Here is a 22,699-nt window from a genome sequence, read left to right as displayed (position 1 = left end):
ATTTATTGAGGAAATATCATGAAAAACAGATTAAATAGACGGAAAGATTCCGCCTATTTAATCAAAAAAGATGAAAATGGACCATTTTCCTTTGCTTAACCGGAAGAACTCCGCTTATATCCCAAAAATCGGTTCTATCCTTCAGTCTAACCAGAAAAACTCCGCTTATTTATATAATGGTTACTTAATTCAAGAAGGTTGCTTTATTTATCCGCCTCTCAGAATCATAACCCACCCTCTGGTAGTTAGATATTATTTTTAGCACCCAATTGGAATAACAGTGAGTTTGCGAATTTTTATGCTGACAAAAACTTAAGTGTGCTGATTTCGTTTTTTGTATTCGGAAACTGCAGCAGCTATTCTGCTAATTTTATTGATGCACCTAAAGAATTAATAGTACCTTATTACTAGTTAACCCTCATAATAGGAATCTATTCCCGTTACTTTTTACACATAAATCAGATATGATTTTATTGCATTTATAATATGCATATATCATTACGATAAGCGAGGAAAGTCAATGAAAATCAGCAGGAAGTTATTTATTCTTATTACAATACCTCTACTTGTTATATTAGCACTAGCAGGTATTAGTACAATTGAACGAAGTAAAACAGTCAAAGAAGCATCACAGTTAGGTGAGTTAATCAAGCTTTCAACAACAATCAGTGCATTTGTTCATGAAATGCAAAAAGAACGAGGTGCTACCGGGGTATTCATGGGTAGTGATGGTCAGAAATTCAGTTCAGAGGTAACCCAACAGCGAAAAGTAACAGATACAAAACTAAACGATCTTAATAAATTCCTCGGTAGCTTTGATCCAAAACCATATGGTGAAGATTTTACAAAAGAACTACAAGAAGCGATAAAAATTAAAGATCAATTGTCAGCGCACAGGGAAAATGTAAGCAATCAACAAATTGAGGATTCGATAGGGATTAGCTACTACACTCATCATAACGAAAAAATGCTTAGTGTTATGAGCTATATTTCAAAAATTTCTCCTAATGCTGATCTTGCAAAATCAGTAAATGCTTATGTTTTATTTATGAACGCTAAGGAAAAAACAGGTATTGAACGTGCTTTAATGAGTAATGTTTTTGCAAGCGATTCATTTTCAAGTGGGGAATATCAGAAGTTTATCTCACTTATTGCTCAACAGGATACATATTTATCCTTGTTTCAAAATGCTGAAACCAATGACAAAGTATTATCTTTGCTTGAACAGCATTTAAGCAATCAAGTAATAGAAGATGTTAAACAGATGAGGGAAAAAGCATTTAATACTACTGAAAATTTTAAAGTTGATAGTGAGAATTGGTACACACAAATGACAACTAAAATCAATCTTTTCAAAGAGGTTGAAGATGCAATTGCTGAATCCCTTACAGATCAATCCAATCAGCTTCAAAACAGTGCAAAAACTGAGTTAATTACGTACATTGTTGTTTTACTAGTTATAACAGTTGCTCTTATTTTATTCGGAATCTTTACTAGTCGTTCCATTACTGAGCCGATTAAGAAGATCCTGAAACATATCCAAGAGATAGCTAATGGAAATTTAACGAACAATGAATTAAATTTCAATCATAAAACAGAAATTGGCCAATTGGCTATTGCTTTAAATGGAATGCAAAGAAGCTTAAAGGAAATGATTGAGAGCGTTACACATGTGACAGAAAATTTATCAAATCAAAGTATTGAGCTAACCCATTCAGCAAACGAAGTAAAAGAGGGAAGCGAGCAAATTGCCACAACTATGCAGGAGCTTTCATTTGGAGCAGAATCCCAAGCTACAAGCTCAACAAACTTATTAGAAATGATGGAAACTTTCGTTGGAAAAATACAAGAAGCAAATATAAGTGGTGAAAATGTTTCTGAAACATCAAACGAAGTTCTGTCTATGACAAAAGAAGGAAGCCTATTAATGAGTCAGTCTGTTAATCAAATGCAGACAATTGACAGCATTGTTAAGGATGCTGTCAATAAAGTACAAGGTCTAGATCAACAATCAAAAGAAATTTCAAAATTAGTTCTAGTCATTCAAGAAATTGCAGAACAAACAAATCTATTGTCTCTAAATGCTGCGATTGAAGCTGCTAGAGCAGGTGAACACGGAAAAGGATTTGCCGTTGTAGCCGATGAAGTAAGAAAACTAGCAGAACAAGTAAAAGCATCTATCGTTGATATTACAAACATCGTAAATAAAATTCAAAATGAGTCTTCTCATGTTGTACAGTCACTTCAGGTAGGATATAAAGAGGTTGATGAGGGTTCTAGACAAATTGAGTTAACAGGTAAAACATTTGAAACCATTTCTGAATCTGTATTAGAAATGGTCACAAATATTAAACACATTTCGACTAATTTAAAAGAAATTGTTGATAACAGCCGTGAAATGAACAATTCTATTGAAGAAATTGCCTCTGTCTCAGAAGAAGCAGCGGCAGGTATCGAACAAACAGCAGCTTCTTCACAGCAATCCACAAGCTCAATGGAAGAAGTATCAAATAGAGCCGGTGAATTATCACAGATATCTGATCAACTCTCAGAACAAATTAGACGATTCCAAATTTAATGTCAAGATAAGAGGGTGATTGTCTTCACCCTCCTTTTTAATTTATACGAACGAAAGGAAAACGAATGGTAACAGTTGTTCCGTTGCCCTTAACACTATTAAACTCAATCGTCCCGTTATACTTTTCAACTATATTAAAACAAATCATCAGCCCTAATCCTGTACCCTTCGTTTTTAGTGAATAAAAAGGTGTGCCGAGATCCTTAATTTCCGACTCAGACATACCTAATCCTCCATCAACAATCCTTATTTCAACTGAATTCTTCACCTTTCCACCTATGACAGTAATCCCAGAACCATGACTAGAAGCTTCTATTGCGTTTTTTACTAAATTGATTGTTAACTGTTTAAATTCTATTAAGTTAATAGCGATATAACAATTCTCTTCTACATGTAAATCAATTTTGTTATCATTTAAAAGACCATAAGAATTTAATAAATCAGCCACACTTTGTAAAGCATCTTTCACATCAACCTTCTCTAGTTTTACCTCTTTGTTAGGTTTAGCTATCGTTAAAAAGTGAGAAATAACATGCTCAGCTGCATCCAATTCATCAATCATCAAGGCAAAATTTCTTTTTACCTGTTCATCGAATGATTCCTCTTTTTTATATAATTGTAGAAATCCCTTTACTACGGTCAAAGGGTTTCTAATTTCATGGGCTACTGCCGCAGCAAGTTGACCTGTCGTCTTTAATCTTTCGGACTGCTGAACTTGTTCGTAATAGCCTTTTAATTGCTTGATTCTGAAATAAGAAATGTAAAATAGTAAAGAGAGAAATGCTTGTATACCTGCAAAATTAATAACATTTCCCACTATATCAAGTTCTATATGAGGATATAATTCTCCTTGATCAATAAAAACGATATAAGTAAATGTTGCTGAAGTCAGCACTACATTTAAAAAAAGTGAGAAATAAAAAAGTCTTGGATCAAAAAACAAAATTGAGATTGCTGGAATTAAACAAACTAATACAAAGGTTGACCAGGTTTCAGGGTATAAGAAAAAAAGACCATAGAAATAAGCAGATGCTATTATCATGATTAACATTCTGAAATAATGCGTTTCAAACCTCGGGTAAAGAATTAAACAAACCGATAGCATAGTAACAAGAATTATATGTAATAATATCCCCAAGTTAAGTGTATCAAGATGAGTATTTCCAACCATCACCCCTGTTACCATAACAAGAATAATTATTATGATTAAAATATAGTATAAAGTTTTATTTATTTTAAATTTAAGTTCCTTCATAAAAACACCTTTTTAATTATTTGACCTCATTAAGTATTTCCTTAAAGATGTTAACTAACACTTAAATTAGTCGATAAAGACGGTCAATACAACATTATATCCCTTGCTCATTAAAAAGTTAATAATAAAAAAACGCACCCGTGAAGGTACGTTATTCATTCATAGTAATGGAATATTATGATCTTCACACTCTTTTATTATTTGCTCACTCCATACGGAAGCTTGCACCTCACCGATATGAACTTTTTTTAATAAGAACATACATAATCTTGATTGCCCAATTCCTCCTCCAATTGTAGAAGGAAGTTTTCCATTCAGGATGGCTTTATGATAGTCTAGTGATTTGCGCTCTTCACAGTTAGATGCTTTTAATTGATTTATAAGAGCATCCCGATCAACCCTAATCCCCATTGAAGATACTTCAAACGCTCTTTCTAATGCAGGATTCCAAAGGATAATATCGCCATTTAAGGTCCAATCATCATAATCCGGCGATCTCCCATCATGCTTTTCACCTGAAAGCAAATCTCCTCCAATGCCCATAATAAATACAGCTCCATATTTTCTAGCAATCTCATCCTCCCTTTCTTTCGGGGAGATTTGAGGATATAGATGTTCAAGCTCTTGAGCTGTAATGAACACAATATTGTTAGGTAAAGTTGGAGTAAGCTGTGGATATAAACTGTATATATAATGTTCTGTTTGCTTAATAGACTGATAAATTTTTTGGACTTCTTCCTTTAACTTATGGTCATTTCTTTGTTCTTCAGAAATCACTTTTTCCCAGTCCCACTGATCAACGTATAGAGAATGAGTATTATCTAAAGTTTCATCTCTTCTAATCGCATTCATATCTGTATATAAACCTTCATCTGGTTGAAAATCATAGCGACCGACAGCCATCCTTTTCCACTTAGCTAATGATTGCACAATCTCAATGTTGCAGTCGGAATCTAATGCATCAAAGGAAACAACACGTTCAATTCCATTTAAATTATCATTTATTCCATTCCCTGCTTTAACTACGATCGGTGCAGAAACTTTCATGATATTTAACGATTGAGAAAGGTTCATAATAAAAAAATCCTTAAGCTTCCTTATTGCCTTTTCTGTTTCTAATAAACTAAGTAACGAACAATAACTCGATGAAACATACGTTTTACTCATTTTATAGGCCTCCAAAGCTAATAAGCAACAGCGCTGTTCTTTGCTTATTTTTAAATCCCTAGGGTATTAACTAATTTACAGTATGAAAGTCAAGTAGGATTGTGAACCTTAATAAAAGCCTATTTTAAGAGATAAAAGACCAGAAAAGGATGCCACATAGTAGCATCCTTTTTGTGAAGAATCTTATTTTAATTGAAAATCACCTGATGATGTTCTTACCTTAAGTTCATACTCTCCATTACCAATCTTTCCGTTGATGATATTCTCTGATTTGTCTTCATAGCTGAAACCTTCCAGTTCAATGACTCCATCTCCTGAACTTCCTCTAAAGTCAACAGTAAGCGACTTAGGAGATTCATCAAACTGGACAATCACATCACCACTTGATGCCAATGCATTTATATTCCCCGTAACCTGTTTGTTATTCAGCTCAATACTACCCGAAGATGTTTCAGCTTCAACATGACCATCAATATTCTGGATAATAATGTCACCGCTACTAGCTCCTAAATTAAAAACACTCGCTGATGAATTCTTCGCATGTATTGTTCCACTACTAGCTTCCATCTTACTATTTTTGCTAACTGAAATTTGATCAATCGTAATATCACCAGAGCTAGCTTCTGTACTAAACTCTTCTACTTTAAGTTGAGAGATGTCTATATCTCCCGAAGAGCTTTTAACAACCAAGGACTGATACTCCTTTTCCGGTACTTCAATTTCTAAATTCAGTTCGATAAAGGAAAATCCAACATAGAAGTATAAGTCTTGATTTTTCACATCAATATTTACTTTATCACCTTCTTCAGTAACAACCAGCTTATATTTGTCTTTCAGTTTCTCACTAACTTTCCCAGTTAATTTTACTTTTATAGAATCTCCCTTTGAAGGAACCATTTTTATATTTGTTGAGGATGTACCAACCTCTATTTGCTGAATTTCTGTCCCTTTTACTTCTTCCTCTTGTAGGATATCTTTCATTTCAGGTGAAAACACATCCGTTGTAGCTGCTGTAACAACAGAACCTGCAATACCAACAACAATTAAGAAAAATGCAAACATAACCGCTTTTTTCATGCCGCTTTTACCCCTTTTCCCCCGTAAATTACTTTTTTATTAAAGTTCATATACTTAAGAAATGTTTTGGATAGGAACTTCCCCGTTTTTAACATACCAATCCCTAATAAAATACCTAATCCACATGTAATCATAGATAGAAAGAAAACCATTGCGAGATCTTCAAGTCCGTTAAAGATAACAGAACCAATTATTGCTAAAGGTGAGATAATAAGTATAAATGATGCCGCAACTAATCCAATGTAAACGCCAAAGATCCCTAATGCAGGACCTAGAACAAAAACTAGATTTAAAAAGCCAATCATAATAGCTGCTAAAATGATATTTAATGTTTTAGTTCCTTGCTTTTGCTGATCCACCCTTGTTAACTTGTATTCTGAAAGCAAATCCCTTGCAATAGAATGTGGGTCACCTAATTCATTGACGATTTCAGCTTCTGTTCTCCCATCTTCCAAGCCAACTGTAAAATGCTCTTCATAATCATATAGCATCTCTTTTCTGTCTACCTCTGGAACACTTGATAAAAGCTCTTCTAATTTTCCCATAAAGTTATTTTTCTTCACTTTTGGTACCCTCCAAAATAAATTCATTCACAGCATTTGAAAATTGAGTCCATTCTTCTATAAGAATATTCATATACCCCTTACCTTTATCAGTTAGTGAATAGTATTTTCTTGGAGGTCCCTCTGATGATTCAGCTAGATAAGTTGTCACATATTCTTCTTTTGTTAATCTTCTTAATAGTGGGTATAGTGTTCCTTCTGCCACTTGAATTTTACTCGATATATTTTGAGCCAATTCATAACCGTATTGATCTTTTCTACAAATTAGAATTAACACACATAGCTCCAATGCTCCTTTTTTAAATTGGACATTCATTCTATTCCTCCTAAGCAGTATAACCTGGTACTGAACTATATAAGGTAGTAAACATTAATCGATAACTACAATTAACATAATATACCACCCTAGTGAACATTGCAAGGTACTGGATAATATTTTTTTGAAATGACATGATTCTACAAATTTCGGGTGGTGACAGGCACCACAAAAAAGGCAGACAACCACAATGGTTATCCACCTCAAATAATAAAACAGTTTTTATTTTAGTTCTAATAACGCTACACATTCAACATGAACAGTATGAGGAAATAGGTCAACAGGCTGTACTGTTATTAACTCATAATTAAATTGTTCAAGTTCTTTTATATCAGTTGCAAATGTATCAGGATTACAAGATACATACACAATTCGTTCTGGTTTAGAACGCCCAATTCTTCTCATTACTTTTCCACCAGCACCTGATCTAGGAGGATCTAAAAGGAGAAGTTCAGGGCTTCCAAACGTTTCTAGTACTTGATCAATTCCTTTTCTTGCATCCTTAGCTAAGAAATACGTATTAGATATTCCATTGTCACTTGCATTTCTTTTAGCTGATTCAATAGAACTCTCTACAATTTCAATACCCGCAAGCTTTCCGACTCTATTTGCAAATGGAAGAGAGAATGTCCCAACTCCACAAAAAAGATCAATCATGCTTTCTGATTTTTTTGGTTGGCCCATTTCGATGGCTAAATCAACTAATTTTTGAGCTTGAGTTGGGTTTGTTTGAAAGAATGTATCAAACCACAGACGGAAACGGTAGCCATCCATTTCATCATAAATGAAGTCTCGTCCTGCTAATGTATGACTTTTTTCAGACTGTGTACGATCTGCCCATTGTGTATTTTCAAGCCATAACAAGCTTTTTACTTGCGGATACTTTGCCTCAATTCTAGAAACCAAATCTTTCACAGCCTTTTGAAGGGTATCATTTGGTCCTTCTGTTGCAAAAAGCCCCAGCATCATTTCTCCGGTTACGAAAGATTGTCGAACCATTAAATGACGAAGCAATCCTTCGTGGGTATCTTTATTGTAGCCTTTTAATTGATAATCTTTTACCCAAACTGCTACTTCCATAGCAGCCTCGACCATTTCTTTACTTGCAATTAAGCATGATTCAAGCGAGATTACTTTACGGAAATTCCCTTGCTCATGTAACCCAAGAGATCCATCAGGAGCAAATGTAAACTCCATTTTATTGCGATAGTGCCAAGGCTGATCCATCCCAATTGTTTCTTTAACTAGCTCAGGATTAAATCCTTGTTCCTCGATTGCATGTTTTACATGCTCCGTTTTTTGTTTTAATTGGGCTGTGTATTGCCAATGCTGCCACACACATCCACCACATTTATCAAAATGAGGACAAGGTGGTGCCAATCTATCAGAATGAGCTTCTAGGATCTCCTCAGGTAGAACCTTTCTTCTTCTTCTTTCTGGTTGATCAACCGTTACACGTACCTTCTCCCCTGGAAGCGTTTGTGGAATAGTTAGTTTTAATTTCTTCGGATTACCAAGTTCGTTTTCCCGCCAAATAACAGCTTGTCCTGAACCCCTGTCATCTAAATGACGTATTTCAGCAATCATTGTTTCTGCTTTAGTCAAGGTCAAAATTTCCTCCCTTTATTTTTATTTATTACTCTAGTTTTCTCTTAACCCTATTCAAACTCGAAAACTGCTACCCAGAGCTGGGTAGCAGTTGATCACACTGTTTCACATGTGAAACAAGAAAATTCGGGTGGTGACAGGCACCTCTATGGCCTACATTTGATGCTCCACCTTCACACGCTTAATAAAGAGTGAAATAACAACCCCTACAATACACAAGATAATCGCAAATACAAAAGCATCTTGGATACCTTCAGTGAAGGCAAGTACTTGGTTTAATGGATTTTGTTTGTCTTCAACTGTTTCCATAAAGTTACTTGTTCCAGATGATAGGATTGAAATAGCAACAGCTGTTCCAATTGCTCCGGCTACTTGCTGTAGTGTGTTCATTATAGCTGTTCCATCTGGATATAGCTCAGGTGGTAATTGATTTAATCCATTTGTCTGCGCAGGCATCATAACCATTGAAATTCCAACCATCATGACAATATGAAGTCCTATAATAAAGGCTGAAGATGTTTCCATTGATATGGTTGAAAAACCAAACATTGAGCCTGTTACTATAGTTATTCCTATTATAGTTAGCCATTTAGGTCCAAAACGATCGAATAGTCCTCCCATTACAGGTGATAAAATACCATTTATAATTCCACCAGGAAGTAATAGAAGACCAGCTGCAAATGTACTTAGAGCCAACGACGTTTGTAAATAAAGTGGCAATAAAATCATAGAAGAAAGAATGGCCATCATACATACAACAACCATTAGCAAGCCCACTGTAAACATCGGATATTTAAAAGCTCGTAAATTTAAGATAGGTTGTTGCATTGTTAATTGTCGAATAGTGAATAAGACTAAGGCAATTCCTCCAGCAACCATTGAAACAATAACAGTTGGACTTCCCCAACCGCCACCTTCTCCTGCATTACTAAATCCAAATACAATACCACCAAATCCTATAGTAGATAAGATAATTGATAAAATATCAATTTTAGGCTTGGTTGGCTTTGTTACATCCTGCATAAAAATAATACCATAAATAAGTGCTGCAATGAGTAATGGTAATGAAATCCAAAAGATCCAATGCCATGATAACGTCTTAAGTATTAATCCTGAAATAGTAGGACCTACCGCAGGGGCAAACATAATTACAAGCCCAATAATCCCCATAATTTTACCACGCTTATATGGTGGAACAATTAATAAAATTGTATTAAACATTAAAGGAAGAAGCAATGCTGTTCCTACCGCTTGAACTACTCGGGCAATCATAAGAACTGTAAATGTTGGCGCAATTGCCGCAATAAATGTACCAATTATTGAAGCAATAAGTGATGTAATAAACAACTGCCTCGTCGTAAACCATTGTAAAATAAGTCCTGAAACTGGTACTAAAATTCCAAGTGTAAGCAAATAACCAGTCGTTAACCACTGAGCAGTGGTTTCTTTAATACCAAAGCCTGTAATCAAATTATTCAATGCCATGTTTAAGGCTGTTTCACTAAACAAACCAATAAAACCAGCAACAACAAAAGAAATGATAATCGGAACAACTTTCAACTCACTCGTATCAGTTACTCCCTTACCATTTGCTTGTGCATTCATTTCCATATTTGTTTCCTCCTACTAGGTTTCTTTCTTCTCTCTTTATGACAACAATAACAGCAACTGTTTTCCAATTACACGTAGAGGGTCCCCATTTTTGTGCGTAGCAGATAGTGTGCAGGCTCCTTCAATCAATGCAGTTATTGTTAAGCCTAATTCTTCTGCTTTCTCTGTTTCCATACCATGTGCTTTAAGCTTATTAACATACAAAGCTTGCCAATCCATAAATGCAGCCTCGCATGCTAACCGTAGATTTTCGTGTGTTGAAGATATTTCTGAAGCAATAAGTCCTATTGATAATCCTTCCATTGTTTTAGGGTGATCAAAAATAGACGCAATCTTATTAATATAAAATTGAAATGCTTCAGCAGCTGTTTCTCCCTCACTCAAATCTTCCTGTGCCCGCTCCAATATATCCCGTTTCATTTGATGAATAGCCTCCAAGGCAATTTCCTCTTTACCATTTGGAAAGTGATAATAGATGGAGCCTTTTGGTGCCCCACTTTCCTCAATAATTTGATTCAATCCAGTTCCATGATAGCCTTGGCGCTGAAATAAGCATGTTGCTGTTTTAAGGATAATATCCTTTGTACTCTCCTTTTTTGCCATTTTTACGTCTGCACCTCACAAAATTATAACAACCGGTCTAGATAATATTATTAGAGTAGTATTGGTAATGTCAAATCTTTTTGCTTATTTAGTTGAAATATAATTTGATAGGATAACTTAAACTCATTTTAAAAGCTATCTACATTGAAAATGTCGTTCATAAGCCCGATGAACGACATTTCTTCTACCTTCTATATCACTTTTGTTGTACATAAGCATCTAAATGACAGCTTCCTATCAATTCCTCTACTCTCACCGCTCAAGTCCCACAATAAGTCCGGTAAGGCTGACCTGATTTAGGTGGAAGACTGCAGTATTCTTCCTGTTGTGTAGTGTGTGCAAAAGGTTTGGTAAGAGCATCTAATAATCTTTCCATTACAGTATAATCCCCATGTTTTACCGCCGCTTCCAATGCTTCTTCCACACGATGGTTACGAGGAATTACTGCTGGATTATGATCCCTCATTAGCTTTTGTGATTCTTCTTTAGATTCTTTTTGCTTGGTTAATCTTTCATGCCAACGCTCTTTCCACTGTTCAAATTCAGAGGAACGGAAAAGCTCCATTTCATCCCATTTATCGAACGTTATGGCAACAAAGGTATTTGTATAATCTGCCTTATGCTTGTGCATTAAGGTAAGAAGGTCATCTATTAATGTTTTATCGTCTTTTTCTTCAGAAAAAAGACCTAACTTAGCTCTCATAGCTCTAAGCCAATTTGTTTCATAAATGTCCATATATTTAGATATTTCTTCTTGAGCAATTTCAACGGCCCTATCTTGATCTTCATGAAGAAGTGGTATAAGAGATTCGGCAAATCGTGCTAAATTCCATCCACCTATGAATGGTTGGTTACCATAGGCATAACGGCCCTGAACATCAATTGAGCTAAAAACAGTCTCAGGATCATACGTATCCATAAAGGCACAAGGACCATAATCAATCGTTTCTCCACTAACTGTCATATTATCAGTGTTCATTACTCCATGGATAAAACCAACGAGTTGCCACTTTGCAATTAATGAAGCTTGCCTATGTATCATTTGTTGAAGCAATGAAAGATACCTGTTATCATCTCTTTCAATCTCCGGATAATGACGCTCTATTGTATAATCAGCGAGAGCTTGAAGCTCCTCATCTGTTCCTAATTGTGCAGCAAATTGGAACGTTCCCACACGAATATGACTTGCAGCAACACGAGTTAAAATGGCACCGGGAAGTTCTGTTTCTCGGAGAATATTCTCACCAGTTGTTATTACGGCTAAACTTCTCGTAGTCGGTATTCCTAAGGCATACATCGCTTCACTAATAATGTATTCTCGAAGCATTGGGCCAAGTGCAGCCCTTCCATCTCCACCTCGTGAATAAGGTGTTCTTCCTGAGCCTTTAAGTTGGATATCAACCCGCTCATCTTGAGGTGTTACTTGTTCCCCAAGCAGAACTGCACGACCATCTCCCAACATGTTTAAATGACCGAATTGATGTCCCGCATATGCTTGTGCTAGAGGTGTTGAACCTTCTGGAATTCGATTACCTGCAAAAACCTCTACTTGTTCATGACTTCGTAACTCTTCGACATTCAGACCTAGCGATGATGCTAGCTGATCATTCTGTATGATTAACTCAGGATTGCTAACAGGAGTTGGCTTTTGTTCAGTAAAAAACTTTTTTGGCAGGCGAGCATAGCTATTATCTATTTTCCAACCTGTTTTTAAGTCTTGTTCCTTTGTCATGTGATCTCCTTTTTACCCTATATATATTTTTCTTTTCGTTGTTTAAACATATCCATATTGTCTACTTTTATAAACGTTATTATCCTCAATGATCTCGGTTGATAATATAATTCAAAAAATGCTTTAGAAAAGGAATGTCTCGTGGTACTTTCTGTAGAACTTCGATTGCTTGACAGTAATGTTCCCACATCTTTTTTCTCGCTTCTTCTTGGCCCAAGATCGACACAAATGTTGAACTTTGATTTTCTCTATCTTTTCCAACTGTTTTTCCAAGCAGTGCAGGATCTCCTTCAAAGTCGAGTAAATCATCCTTAATCTGAAAAGCAATACCCGCATGATACGCATATTTCTTTAATGCCTCTATCTCTGTTTCATCAGCATGTGCTAGGATCGCCGGCATAATAATAGATGCTTCGAATGCCATTCCAGTTTTATAAAAGCACATTAAATTTAATTGATCTAGAGATAACGGCTTGCCTTTCGATTCTAAGTCCATTGCCTGTCCCTTGCACATCTCGGATGTCATATATGAGGAATATTGTATTAATTTCAGGACAGTATTTGGATCAAATTTTGTAAGCGATGCTTGTTCCCAGGTAGCTTTCTGAGTTAAAAAAAGACCGGTTAGTTCGGCAATGGCAGTATTATAAGCCTGATGCAGTGTTTGACGCCCCCTTCGAATGGATGCATTATCCTGTGATGGGAGATCGTCGAAGATTAAAGATGCTGTATGCATGTATTCTAATGATTTAAGTAATGGCATAATCACAGATTGATCTAAACCGTATACCTTTATTGCCATTACCCAAGTCACAATTGGCCTCAATCGCTTTCCATCACCTTCAAGACTATAGTTTGCAGCCTCAACAATGGAACTATTCACCTCTCCATCACTCTGAGAAACATGCAATGTATCATTTAGTTGATTACGAACAAATTTAATTGTTTCTAAAAATTCTTCCTGTTCGTTCCGCTCATTTCTCATATTATTCAACATATGGTCGCGTAATAGCTTATCAAAGAATTCTACATCATCTGCTTTTTTCACCATCTTCTGAATAAGCTGTGTAAAACTTGAAGAATTGGTTGAAAATAACTCCATCACTTCATTATATTTTTCCGTTCCCATTTTACTTTTATATCGTTTTAAACCGTTTATTGCCCGATTAAGGATTACCTCACATGTCTTGAAATCTGATTTGTATACGTTGTGGATTAAGTTTGATATAACTGTCCAATATAATTCAAACGGATTAATAAGGTCAGGACGTTGAACATGATATTTCAAATAATACGTATAAGGAGTAACAGCACCTTCCTCTAAGTCATCAAACATGTCAGCAAAATCATCAGCAAGCTGATTGTAAATTCCATAATAAAACGTTCGATCATTGAAACCTATGTCTTCAGAGGCGCTGAGAACCGAACGAACAATTAATCTCGAAGATGCGGATTTTAGAATAACTGGAATATAAAGGTCTTCATTTGTGTAATCTGGGTTAGAAAGGTCCTTTACACGGTCCACTTCCTGTGATTGAAAAAATATATATGCTTGCTCCAAAAATGACTGCACATTTTCCGATTGCTGATTTCCTTTAATATATTCAAAGGCTTCTCGTAGTTCTGAATGAATATATTGTAGTAACCCGGCATTATTTCCGTCCCATTGCCCCAAATCTGGTACAGAACCAGTGATAAGTGTTGTTCGTATCAAGTTTGAATATCTCTTCTTTTCCTCAAGAGTTAGCAGATTTACATCAAGCAAATCATCAATAAAAGGATAGGTTAAACCATAACAATACCCTAAGCGAATGGCTTGATCGAGTTTAAGAGCACGTTCAGTAGGTTTAACCCCATCATCCATTTCTTCCACAACATGCATGACAACCCCTGCAATGATTTTTATTAACTTTCTCCGTGCTTGCTCAGGGTCAATTTCCTCAGGAATATTTGATGTTACTGTCTTTAACTTGTTGACGAGCCAGATCATGGTCGTTTCAATGCTTTCTTTTTGAGCTATTCGGTATAATCCAGCCATGTTGAACGTATCTGGCTTATCTGTTTTTTTCGTTAGATGTTTTGTTAAACTTTTAACTGCTCGGTTCACTCTTTCCTGTGTTTTAGTTGAACTTAAATCTTTTCCTAGATCACGCATAAAAAGGTAAGAAATGCTGCGTTCTAAGTAGGGAGTTAGCTTGCCTGTATATTTGAGCCATTGAATATATAAGTCATAATCCTGTGCCTCTGGCTTGTTATTTTTACGTGTAAAAACAGAGAATAGTGATTTCCGGAAAACATGGTTTTGCTTCCAGGTTTGAAAATCTTTTGTTAAAGCAGGAATATAGGTTTTGCGGGTGATTTGCTCATAAAGTGAATGGTAATAATCTAAAGCCTTTCGTTCCGCCTTCTGATAAGTTTTATCAGTATCAAACATTATTTTTTCATTCATGTATTCATTCCCTCAGTTTAAACTCATTTTCGATTCAGTTATTATCTATATCTATCATATTATCAGTATATTTAAATATAAGCTAAATGTATGATCTTTATGACCGTCGCACAGAGGTAAAAGGAACCCCAATTAAAAAAGCACCTCACTGCTAGCTCTTTTGCTACAATGAGGTGCTTTCTATTTTTATGCTACTTTTGAAATATCTATTTTCTTGCCTTCTTTACGCCATTCCTTGAATTCAGCTGCTGCTGTAAAAATGGCGTCAGTTGATGAGTTAAGAGCAGTTTCAAAAGAATCTTGTAAAACACCAATGATAAAGCCTACACCAACCACTTGCATCGCAATTTCTGCCGGAATTCCGAACAAACTACATGCAAGAGGAATGAGTAATAGAGATCCACCAGCAACTCCGGACGCTCCGCAAGCACATACAGCTGACAATACACTAAGAATTAAGGCTGTAGCAAAATCCACTTCAATACCTAAAGTATGAACTGCAGCTAATGTTAATACAGAAATTGTTACTGCTGCCCCAGCCATATTGATTGTTGCTCCTAATGGGATCGATACTGAATAACTATCCTTATTTAAGCCAAGGTTTTCACACAATTTCATATTAACAGGGATATTTGCTGCAGAACTACGAGTAAAGAAAGCTGTAATTCCACTTTCCTTTATACATTTCAAAACTAGTGGATACGGATTTTGTCTTATAGCTAAAAACACAATAATTGGGTTAACAACTAATGCAACAAAAGCCATACAACCTAGTAAAACAGCAAGTAATTTTCCATAGCTTAATAACGAGTCAATTCCATTTGTTGAAATTGATTCAAATACTAGTCCCATAATACCTAGCGGAGCAAACTTAATCACCCATGTTACAATTTTTGATACTGCCTCTGAGAAATTAGAAATCATTGTTTTTGTTGTATCCGGTGCACTTCTTAATGCTAAACCAATTAGGATTGCCCACGTTAAGATCCCAATATAGTTTGAGTTTGCGATCGCATTCACCGGATTATCAACTATGTTTAAAAGCAACGTTTTAAGAACTTCTGACACACCACCTGGAGCTGTGAAACCCTCAGGACTATTCGCAAGTGTTAAGCCGACCGGGAAGATGAAACTTGCAATAACTGCTACTAATCCAGCTAAAAATGTTCCAACAAGATAAAGCACTACGATCGACTTCATATTTGTTTGCTGACCACTTTTATGCTGAGTGATCGCTGACATAACTAAGAAAAGAACTAAAACAGGTGCGATCGCCTTTAAAGCACCTACAAACAACGAACCTAAAATAACAACAGGCTGTGCTACATCTGGAATTGTAACAGCCAAGATAATTCCAATGAGTAAGCCGATAATGATTTGTTTAACTAGACTCAACCGATTCCAGTTTTTTAATAAATTTTTCACAATAATCCCCCACTATAAAATTGAAAATCCTTTTAAAATCTATTAACTTGTTATTCTTAAAATGGACTTCCAGAAATATATTCCACTGCACAAAGACAACTGTCTTTTCGATAAGTAGTATTATAGTGAGTTTTTTGATATATTACAATACTTTTTGTTTAATTTTAAAAAGTCTTAAACATCAAAATATTCAATTAAATATTAACTTTCACTTTCTTATATTTTCGTTTGATAACGTAAACGCTTGCTATATCAAGAAAATTATCTTGGTTAAAAACGAAAAAGACAGCATCTTTAAATAGATACCGCCTTAAACCTTTCACCTTATATAGATAGGGTTCGTAAATGCAACCAATTCCGGCTTTTCATGATCAATCGAAGCATATAATTCTGCTCGAATCCATTTTACATGTTCATTATTTATCTCGGTATCCAGTCGTAACATACCTGGACTACCCTGTAGTATTTCCCCTTCACTTGAAACAATTACCAGGAAAGCACTCTTCTCATCAATACGATCATTTACTTCCCATTCTTCAGTATGAACCTGTACAATTATTGGTTTATTTTCAACTTTATTCATTACATCACCAATCTTATAAACAGTTCCTTCCTGTTTCACCGTAAGATCAAGTGGTTTTCCGTATGATATACTAACTCGTCCAGATCTGATTGAAGATAAAAAGGCTTTTCTAAACATCTCTTTATCCTCATAGACTTCGGGCATCATCACATATGTAATGGCTGGTATAGGATTATTTTCTTCGTTATGATGCCAATCTCTTCCTGAAGTAGCCGTTATTCTATATCCTTTATTCAATAAGTCTGTCCAATATTGTAAGGCACGCTGATTATACACTTTAGATCCTGGCCTTGTGGAATTCCAAACCTCTATAAAATCAAATTCGTTTATTGATTCGAAAGGGAACTCCCAATGGCAACCTGTTCCGATTGGATTACCTATTCTAAACGGGTGTGCAATACCAACCAAGGCACCATGCTGACCAATTTCAGTAATACCATTTTTAATATCTAGAGGTCCTATTACTCTCCAATCAGTATAGGTCGGTTTTTCATACCCTATCGTTAGTAAGTGCCCATAAAAAGTTGTCCATTCCAACCCATAAAGGATATGAATACCGGTATGTGCTTCTGCTTGTTCAATTCCCTCAAACGGACTAATTGTATTATGATCTGTCATAACGACTGCTTTAAGACCCATTTCTTTCGCAACCTCAGCCATCTCTATTACCGACTGCTTACCATCACTATGTAAAGTATGTGTGTGCAGTTCAGATGGAACCCACTGTGCAGTACCTTCTATTTGGGGATAAATCGGAATATTTATATCATTGTCTTCTATACGGTGAGCTAAAGGCTTATGTCTCCAAGGAATTGAGGTATTAGCAGCTGATTGATACTCTCTATACACACTCATTCGATACTCACAGGTTTCAGTTACCAACGCATGAACACTTACTGTTATTGACCATAAACCAGTTGGATTTCTTCTATTTAAAAAACCAGGAGTTGAATTGTCATCATTAATGATGACATGTTGGGTAGGTGAATGATAATGTCTTGCCCCTCTAAATCCATCATGATCATCAACCGATAACGTGAGTAAGTTTTTTACTTGGTCTCCACTTTTTCGTGATAACTTTGTTGCATAGTATTGCTCTGCTTCCTCAAATAGCTGTTTATTGTTAACATCATTTGTTTCATGGGAGGGATGAAAAGAAAAATCAATGTATAGTGTTTCCGTATGATCCGGAACAAAGAATGTATGTTTTATATGTGATTGTGTGCTCTTATTTGTTATGCTTGAATGAATTTCAAATAATATATCTTGCCCTTCTTCTCTCATCGTGTTGATTATACACCTTCCTTAATTCTCTGAGCGCCAAATAACTTTTTCCGATTCAACAGCATCTAAAATCTCATCAAAATGAAGATCAATATATTTAGTAACGTCTCCATTATCATCGTAAGCTAAAACCTTCAAATCTTTTACATTTACTTTAGGCAGTGTTTCATTTATAAGAGAGATCTTGATTTCTGCTATGTTTTTAATAGATTTGCCCTCTGGTAAAAGAACCGCTATACCAAAATGATTGTAGGGCCCTGTGTAGGCTGCAGAAAAGGAGCCAAACTTTTTATGATTTAAGGAACTAGAATACCAACCAATCTCTCCTTTAAGCCTGCAAAGAATATCTACACTCGGTAAGCCAAGCTTAATTCCCCATACCGAGGATTGAATATAAATATATTGATTAACATTCGGGATTCTATTATAAAACAACGGAGAGTTTTTCAACTGTCTCTCAGCTTCCCAACGCATGACATGGTTAATATACGGAAAACGTTCCATCACGACTTCACGGGCTTCTTGCTCCCTTTTCCATTCATAACTCGGAATGAAAGAAAAATGATAACAACTCGTAATATCATCGGTAAAGTTCCCATTACATGTTGCGGTTTGAAGAATAATTTGGTTTCCTTCTGTTAAGGAACCCTTGTAAGTTTTAACTTTATGTTCTGCTCCTTGGTATTCAACATATTCAACTTCTTGACGATCATTCAGGTAAACTCTTGCCATATATTCAATATCTAATAACCGTCCCCACTTTGACATTAATAGAACTGCAGGGGTACCCTCATCTTCATGGCTAAATACCATATGATACTCAATAACAACTCCTTGTTCCCACTCATCAAAAAAATAAATCATTTCCAAAGGAGTATCAGTATATAGGTTATCAAATTGACCGTATACAGCTCGACCATAAAGCTTCGGAGCATACTGAATTGCAAGAGTTTCCCGGTCAGATAAATGTAATTTCTCTAATGTAAAGCTCTCAATCTCAGCAACCGCTTGACTGTTACGAGGAGATTCACAAGCCCATTCTACGTCGTATGTTCCAGGCTCCATCTTTCCAAGAAGGCGCTTATATGTAAAGGCTTGGTTTCCATAAAATAAAACAATGTCTTGATGATGTTTTTCGTTCACATATAACCTCAACATGAGTGATTCATTGTTTTCTTGCTTCCAAGAGGTAGTAGCTGAGGCTTTAAGATTAATAACATAATATCCTTCTTCCTCAATTCTAATGCTCGATTTGTCATTTTCTAAATGCTTCATCTTTATAGGGTTCATCACAGTCATCCTATCCACTCCCCAGTCAATATTAAAACATGTCTTTCTTTGATTCCTTCATATTATTCTGAATATATATATAGCCTACTATTGAACACAATAAAAACATAAAGACAGCAAGTGCACTAGATTGACCTATCTCATTGTATACAGAAAAATGCTGTTGCATGGATACACCCAGCATTTGCGGAGCATTTCGATCAATTAAGAAAGGCGCAGTAAAACTGCCAATTAAGCCCATAAAAAGGAAAGTTAAAGTAACAAGCATTGTCTTGTAAGAAAGAGGAAAGATAAAATGAATAAACAACCTTACTTTTGATGCGCCTGCATCCTTTGCACTTTCAATAACTGAATGAGGAATAGCTTGCAATGCAGATATTAACAGCATCGTTGTAAAAGGAATATTAAACCACACATTAATCATCAGTAAGCCTTTCATGTCGTATATAATCGATGGCATATTATTTTCACCAATCATTCTAGCAACCCACCCATTATCTCTATAAAAGTTTATAAATCCATAGATAGAGATAACTCCTGGAATAAATAAAGGAATAAAATAAAGTTTATTTATGATTTTTGAAACAAAGCTATTACTAAAGGTTAAATAAATAGCTAGTATATAACTCATTCCCAAAGTTAATACGCAAGAAATAAACGTAACAATTAACGTATGTTGAATATTTTGCAGAATTAATGGTTCTGTGAAAATATATTGATAGTTTTCAAGTGAGAAAGCATCCTCTTCATTCTGAAAGCTTTCCATTATAGCAAGAGCCACCGGATAGATGACCAAAACCAGCAAAGTTAGGAAAGAGGGCATAACTAGCCCAATTCCTAACATTGCTAATTTTGTTTTTTTGCTAATCGCAAAACCCTCTCTTAAGGCAACTTCCCTACTCATTGACTAGCAACCTCTTTTTGCCATACTTTCATTAATTCACTTCCTAGCTCTCCACCGTTAAACGTACGATATCCACCACTAACAGATTCGAATTTCTTTTGATCTTCTTCTGATAAAAGATCCCATTTAATACCTGGATAACCATACATTTTATCAATAACTAACTCCTGTACATCCTGAGTGAGAACATAATTTAAGAATGTTTCTGAAGCTTCTTTACGTTCTTCATCACCATTGTCTACAGCCATTAAATATGCAGGACCACCTGTAAATGCTGGTTCAATTTGTCTTAGTTCCGTTGTATCGGGTAGTAATTTAGAATTCATTTGCTCTAGAGCCATATCAGACCAAGCTGGAATCATATCCACTTCACCATTTGCTAGAAGATCTAGAGTTCCTTGATTCTTCTTAGGATAAACTCCTTCTTTATAAAGGTATGGAGCCATATCCTTTAAAACTTGAAGGCCTTTGTCCCACTCTTTCATAATGCTTTCATCTTGGACATTCATAGCACTCTCATCAAGTTCGTTATATACAGTAGTAAGTACAAACGAGCTACCCGCTCCCCCTGTATTTGGATCGTTATAAGCAAAGCGACCCGGATTTTCTTTTATCCACGTATTCAATTCTTCTGCTGTATTCGGTACATCCTTCACCTTTTCGGAATTGTATGCAAGAACAACGGATGAAGCACGATAAGGAACTGCTAGATTCTGGGTCCCTGCCATATTTTCTTCTTGAACATTTTCTAGATTTTGTACAGAGTCTGTTGAAAGCTCATAAAATAGCCCACCTTCATCTTCACTTCGAATAATATCAGCTAAGGCTCCCTCATAAATATCAACCTCTGAATCTTTATTTGCCTTTTTAGCAGCAATAATTCGATCAATCGTTGCCTGTCCACCAGTACCAGAGGGAACAAATACAAATTCCACATCGATATTTTTATGTGATTCTTCAAATTTAGGAATCACTGTTTCCCAAAAAGTCTCGACATTTTGAGAACCTGAGCTATATAGAGATATTTTTGTTACTTGTTCCGCTCCATCCCCAACAGTATTGTTTGTTTCACTAGAATTACATGCAACTAATGAAAGAGCACTTACAGCTAACATAGTTCCTGCTACGATCTTTTTAAATGAATTAGACTTTTTCATATACTTTAATCTCCTCTTTTGTTAGATTTTGTATTTTGGTATATTCATTATTATGTAAGTCATTTTCTTCAGGAAAAGCTTGTATTGTAGCGAAAGTTATCCGAATATTATGTTGCATTTTAAACTGACTCATATTACTTCGATCAACAAACATTTTCAGCTTCCCAAAATCTGTTTTCAAGCTCACTTCTGCGTAATGACCTAACATCATTACTTTTTCAATAGTAGCTACAAGACCGTTCTCTACCTCATTAGCAATGACGATATCCTCTGGTCTCACTGCTACAGTAACATTCCCTTTATATTGATTAAGATTTGGATAAGCTAGAGAACCAATATTAATTTTGTCATTTTGAGCATACCCCTTAAGAAAATTCATCTTACCTATGAACTGAGCAACAAACATAGAAGCAGGATAGTTATATATATTTTGTGGGGAATCAATTTGTTCAACTTTCCCTTTGTTCATCACAACAATACGGTCAGAAATTGAAAGTGCTTCTTCTTGGTCATGAGTAACAAAAAGCATTGTAAGTTGTTGTTTTGCTTGAATCTCTCTTAATTCTTCACGTAATTCATGTCTTAATTTTGCATCAAGAGCTGAAAATGGTTCATCTAGTAAAAGCACCTTAGGCTCAAGAAGCAACGCACGCGCAAGTGCAATCCTTTGTTGCTGACCTCCCGATAACTCAGTCGGATACTTCTTTTCATAGCCTGGAAGTTGAACTAGATTTAAAGCCCATTTCACCTTCTCTATGATGACATTTTTCTTGATTTTCTTAAGTTTCAAACTGAATGCAAGATTATCAAACACAGTCATATGCGGCCACAAATTATAGCTTTGGAAAACCATAGCACTTGGTCTTTTTTCAGGAGGAAGATGATTTACTTCGTTCCCATCAATTTTGATGGATCCTTCATTAGGATCTATAAATCCCCCAACACTACGAAGAACAGTAGATTTACCACATCCTGAGGGGCCTAGCAACGTAACCAGCTCTCCATTTTTAATATCCAAGGAAAAACCTTTAACACCTTCACCTGTAGGGTAAACCTTACTTAAATTAGTAATTGATAAGCATATTGACACTCCATTA

The 22,699-nt window shown here is 35.6% G+C and carries 17 protein-coding genes; 1 reads left to right on the top strand and 16 read right to left on the bottom strand.

The genetic code is table 11. The features are described from left to right. Positions 1-520 precede the first annotated feature (520 nt). Complete coding sequence (locus ACEWK1_RS05760) at positions 521-2,578, top strand: methyl-accepting chemotaxis protein (protein WP_247339380.1); 2,058 nt, start codon at positions 521-523, stop codon at positions 2,576-2,578. A gap of 37 nt (positions 2,579-2,615) precedes the next feature. Here the strand turns inward: ACEWK1_RS05760 and ACEWK1_RS05755 are convergent, their stop codons facing one another. The 16 genes from ACEWK1_RS05755 to ACEWK1_RS05680 form a co-directional block, all read right to left on the bottom strand. Next, positions 2,616-3,833 carry a sensor histidine kinase gene (locus tag ACEWK1_RS05755; protein WP_247339379.1) on the bottom strand — a complete coding sequence of 406 codons (1,218 nt, stop codon included), beginning with the start codon at positions 3,831-3,833 and terminating at the stop codon, positions 2,616-2,618. Between the two features lie 159 nt (positions 3,834-3,992). Continuing rightward, on the bottom strand, positions 3,993-5,000 hold the full coding sequence (gene asnA, locus ACEWK1_RS05750) for an aspartate--ammonia ligase (protein ID WP_247339377.1): 1,008 nt from the start codon (positions 4,998-5,000) through the stop codon (positions 3,993-3,995). A 183-nt stretch (positions 5,001-5,183) separates the two neighbouring features. Beyond that, positions 5,184-6,077: a DUF4097 family beta strand repeat-containing protein gene (locus ACEWK1_RS05745; RefSeq protein WP_247339376.1), complete on the bottom strand. Its 894-nt coding sequence runs from the start codon at positions 6,075-6,077 to the stop codon at positions 5,184-5,186. Then, a complete protein-coding gene (locus tag ACEWK1_RS05740) occupies positions 6,074-6,640 on the bottom strand; it encodes an HAAS signaling domain-containing protein (protein ID WP_247339371.1) in 567 nt (188 codons plus the stop codon). The genes ACEWK1_RS05745 and ACEWK1_RS05740 overlap by 4 nt, the downstream gene beginning before the upstream one ends. Further along, on the bottom strand, positions 6,627-6,956 hold the full coding sequence (locus ACEWK1_RS05735; protein WP_098797660.1) for a PadR family transcriptional regulator: 330 nt from the start codon (positions 6,954-6,956) through the stop codon (positions 6,627-6,629). Before ACEWK1_RS05735 ends, ACEWK1_RS05740 begins: the two co-directional genes overlap by 14 nt. Before the next feature lie 222 nt (positions 6,957-7,178). Further along, positions 7,179-8,543 (bottom strand): 23S rRNA (uracil(1939)-C(5))-methyltransferase RlmD, encoded by a 1,365-nt coding sequence (gene rlmD / locus ACEWK1_RS05730; protein WP_379053577.1) that lies wholly within the window; start codon positions 8,541-8,543, stop codon positions 7,179-7,181. Positions 8,544-8,717: 174 nt separating this feature from the next. Further along, positions 8,718-10,169 carry a DHA2 family efflux MFS transporter permease subunit gene (locus tag ACEWK1_RS05725; protein WP_247347091.1) on the bottom strand — a complete coding sequence of 484 codons (1,452 nt, stop codon included), beginning with the start codon at positions 10,167-10,169 and terminating at the stop codon, positions 8,718-8,720. A gap of 42 nt (positions 10,170-10,211) precedes the next feature. Beyond that, on the bottom strand, positions 10,212-10,778 hold the full coding sequence (locus tag ACEWK1_RS05720; protein ID WP_247339369.1) for a TetR/AcrR family transcriptional regulator: 567 nt from the start codon (positions 10,776-10,778) through the stop codon (positions 10,212-10,214). Between the two features lie 259 nt (positions 10,779-11,037). Next, complete coding sequence (locus tag ACEWK1_RS05715) at positions 11,038-12,510, bottom strand: protein adenylyltransferase SelO (protein ID WP_379053510.1); 1,473 nt, start codon at positions 12,508-12,510, stop codon at positions 11,038-11,040. Positions 12,511-12,595: 85 nt separating this feature from the next. Further along, complete coding sequence (locus ACEWK1_RS05710; protein ID WP_247339367.1) at positions 12,596-14,959, bottom strand: polyprenyl synthetase family protein; 2,364 nt, start codon at positions 14,957-14,959, stop codon at positions 12,596-12,598. Between the two features lie 186 nt (positions 14,960-15,145). Then, on the bottom strand, positions 15,146-16,384 hold the full coding sequence (sstT, locus tag ACEWK1_RS05705) for a serine/threonine transporter SstT (RefSeq protein WP_247339357.1): 1,239 nt from the start codon (positions 16,382-16,384) through the stop codon (positions 15,146-15,148). A 319-nt stretch (positions 16,385-16,703) separates the two neighbouring features. After that, positions 16,704-18,251: a CehA/McbA family metallohydrolase gene (locus tag ACEWK1_RS05700; protein WP_247339354.1), complete on the bottom strand. Its 1,548-nt coding sequence runs from the start codon at positions 18,249-18,251 to the stop codon at positions 16,704-16,706. A 21-nt stretch (positions 18,252-18,272) separates the two neighbouring features. Further along, positions 18,273-19,550 (bottom strand): hypothetical protein, encoded by a 1,278-nt coding sequence (locus ACEWK1_RS05695; protein ID WP_247339346.1) that lies wholly within the window; start codon positions 19,548-19,550, stop codon positions 18,273-18,275. A gap of 22 nt (positions 19,551-19,572) precedes the next feature. Further along, on the bottom strand, positions 19,573-20,445 hold the full coding sequence (locus ACEWK1_RS05690; protein WP_247339345.1) for an ABC transporter permease: 873 nt from the start codon (positions 20,443-20,445) through the stop codon (positions 19,573-19,575). Then, complete coding sequence (locus tag ACEWK1_RS05685; RefSeq protein ID WP_379053514.1) at positions 20,442-21,602, bottom strand: extracellular solute-binding protein; 1,161 nt, start codon at positions 21,600-21,602, stop codon at positions 20,442-20,444. Before ACEWK1_RS05685 ends, ACEWK1_RS05690 begins: the two co-directional genes overlap by 4 nt. Then, a complete protein-coding gene (locus ACEWK1_RS05680) occupies positions 21,589-22,692 on the bottom strand; it encodes an ABC transporter ATP-binding protein (protein ID WP_247339341.1) in 1,104 nt (367 codons plus the stop codon). The genes ACEWK1_RS05685 and ACEWK1_RS05680 overlap by 14 nt, the downstream gene beginning before the upstream one ends. Positions 22,693-22,699 lie beyond the last annotated feature (7 nt).

This window comes from Metabacillus sp. YM-086, assembly GCF_048059995.1.
Taxonomy (GTDB): Bacteria; Bacillota; Bacilli; order Bacillales; family Bacillaceae; genus Metabacillus; species Metabacillus litoralis_B.
This window is presented reverse-complemented; position numbering and strand designations above follow the sequence as displayed.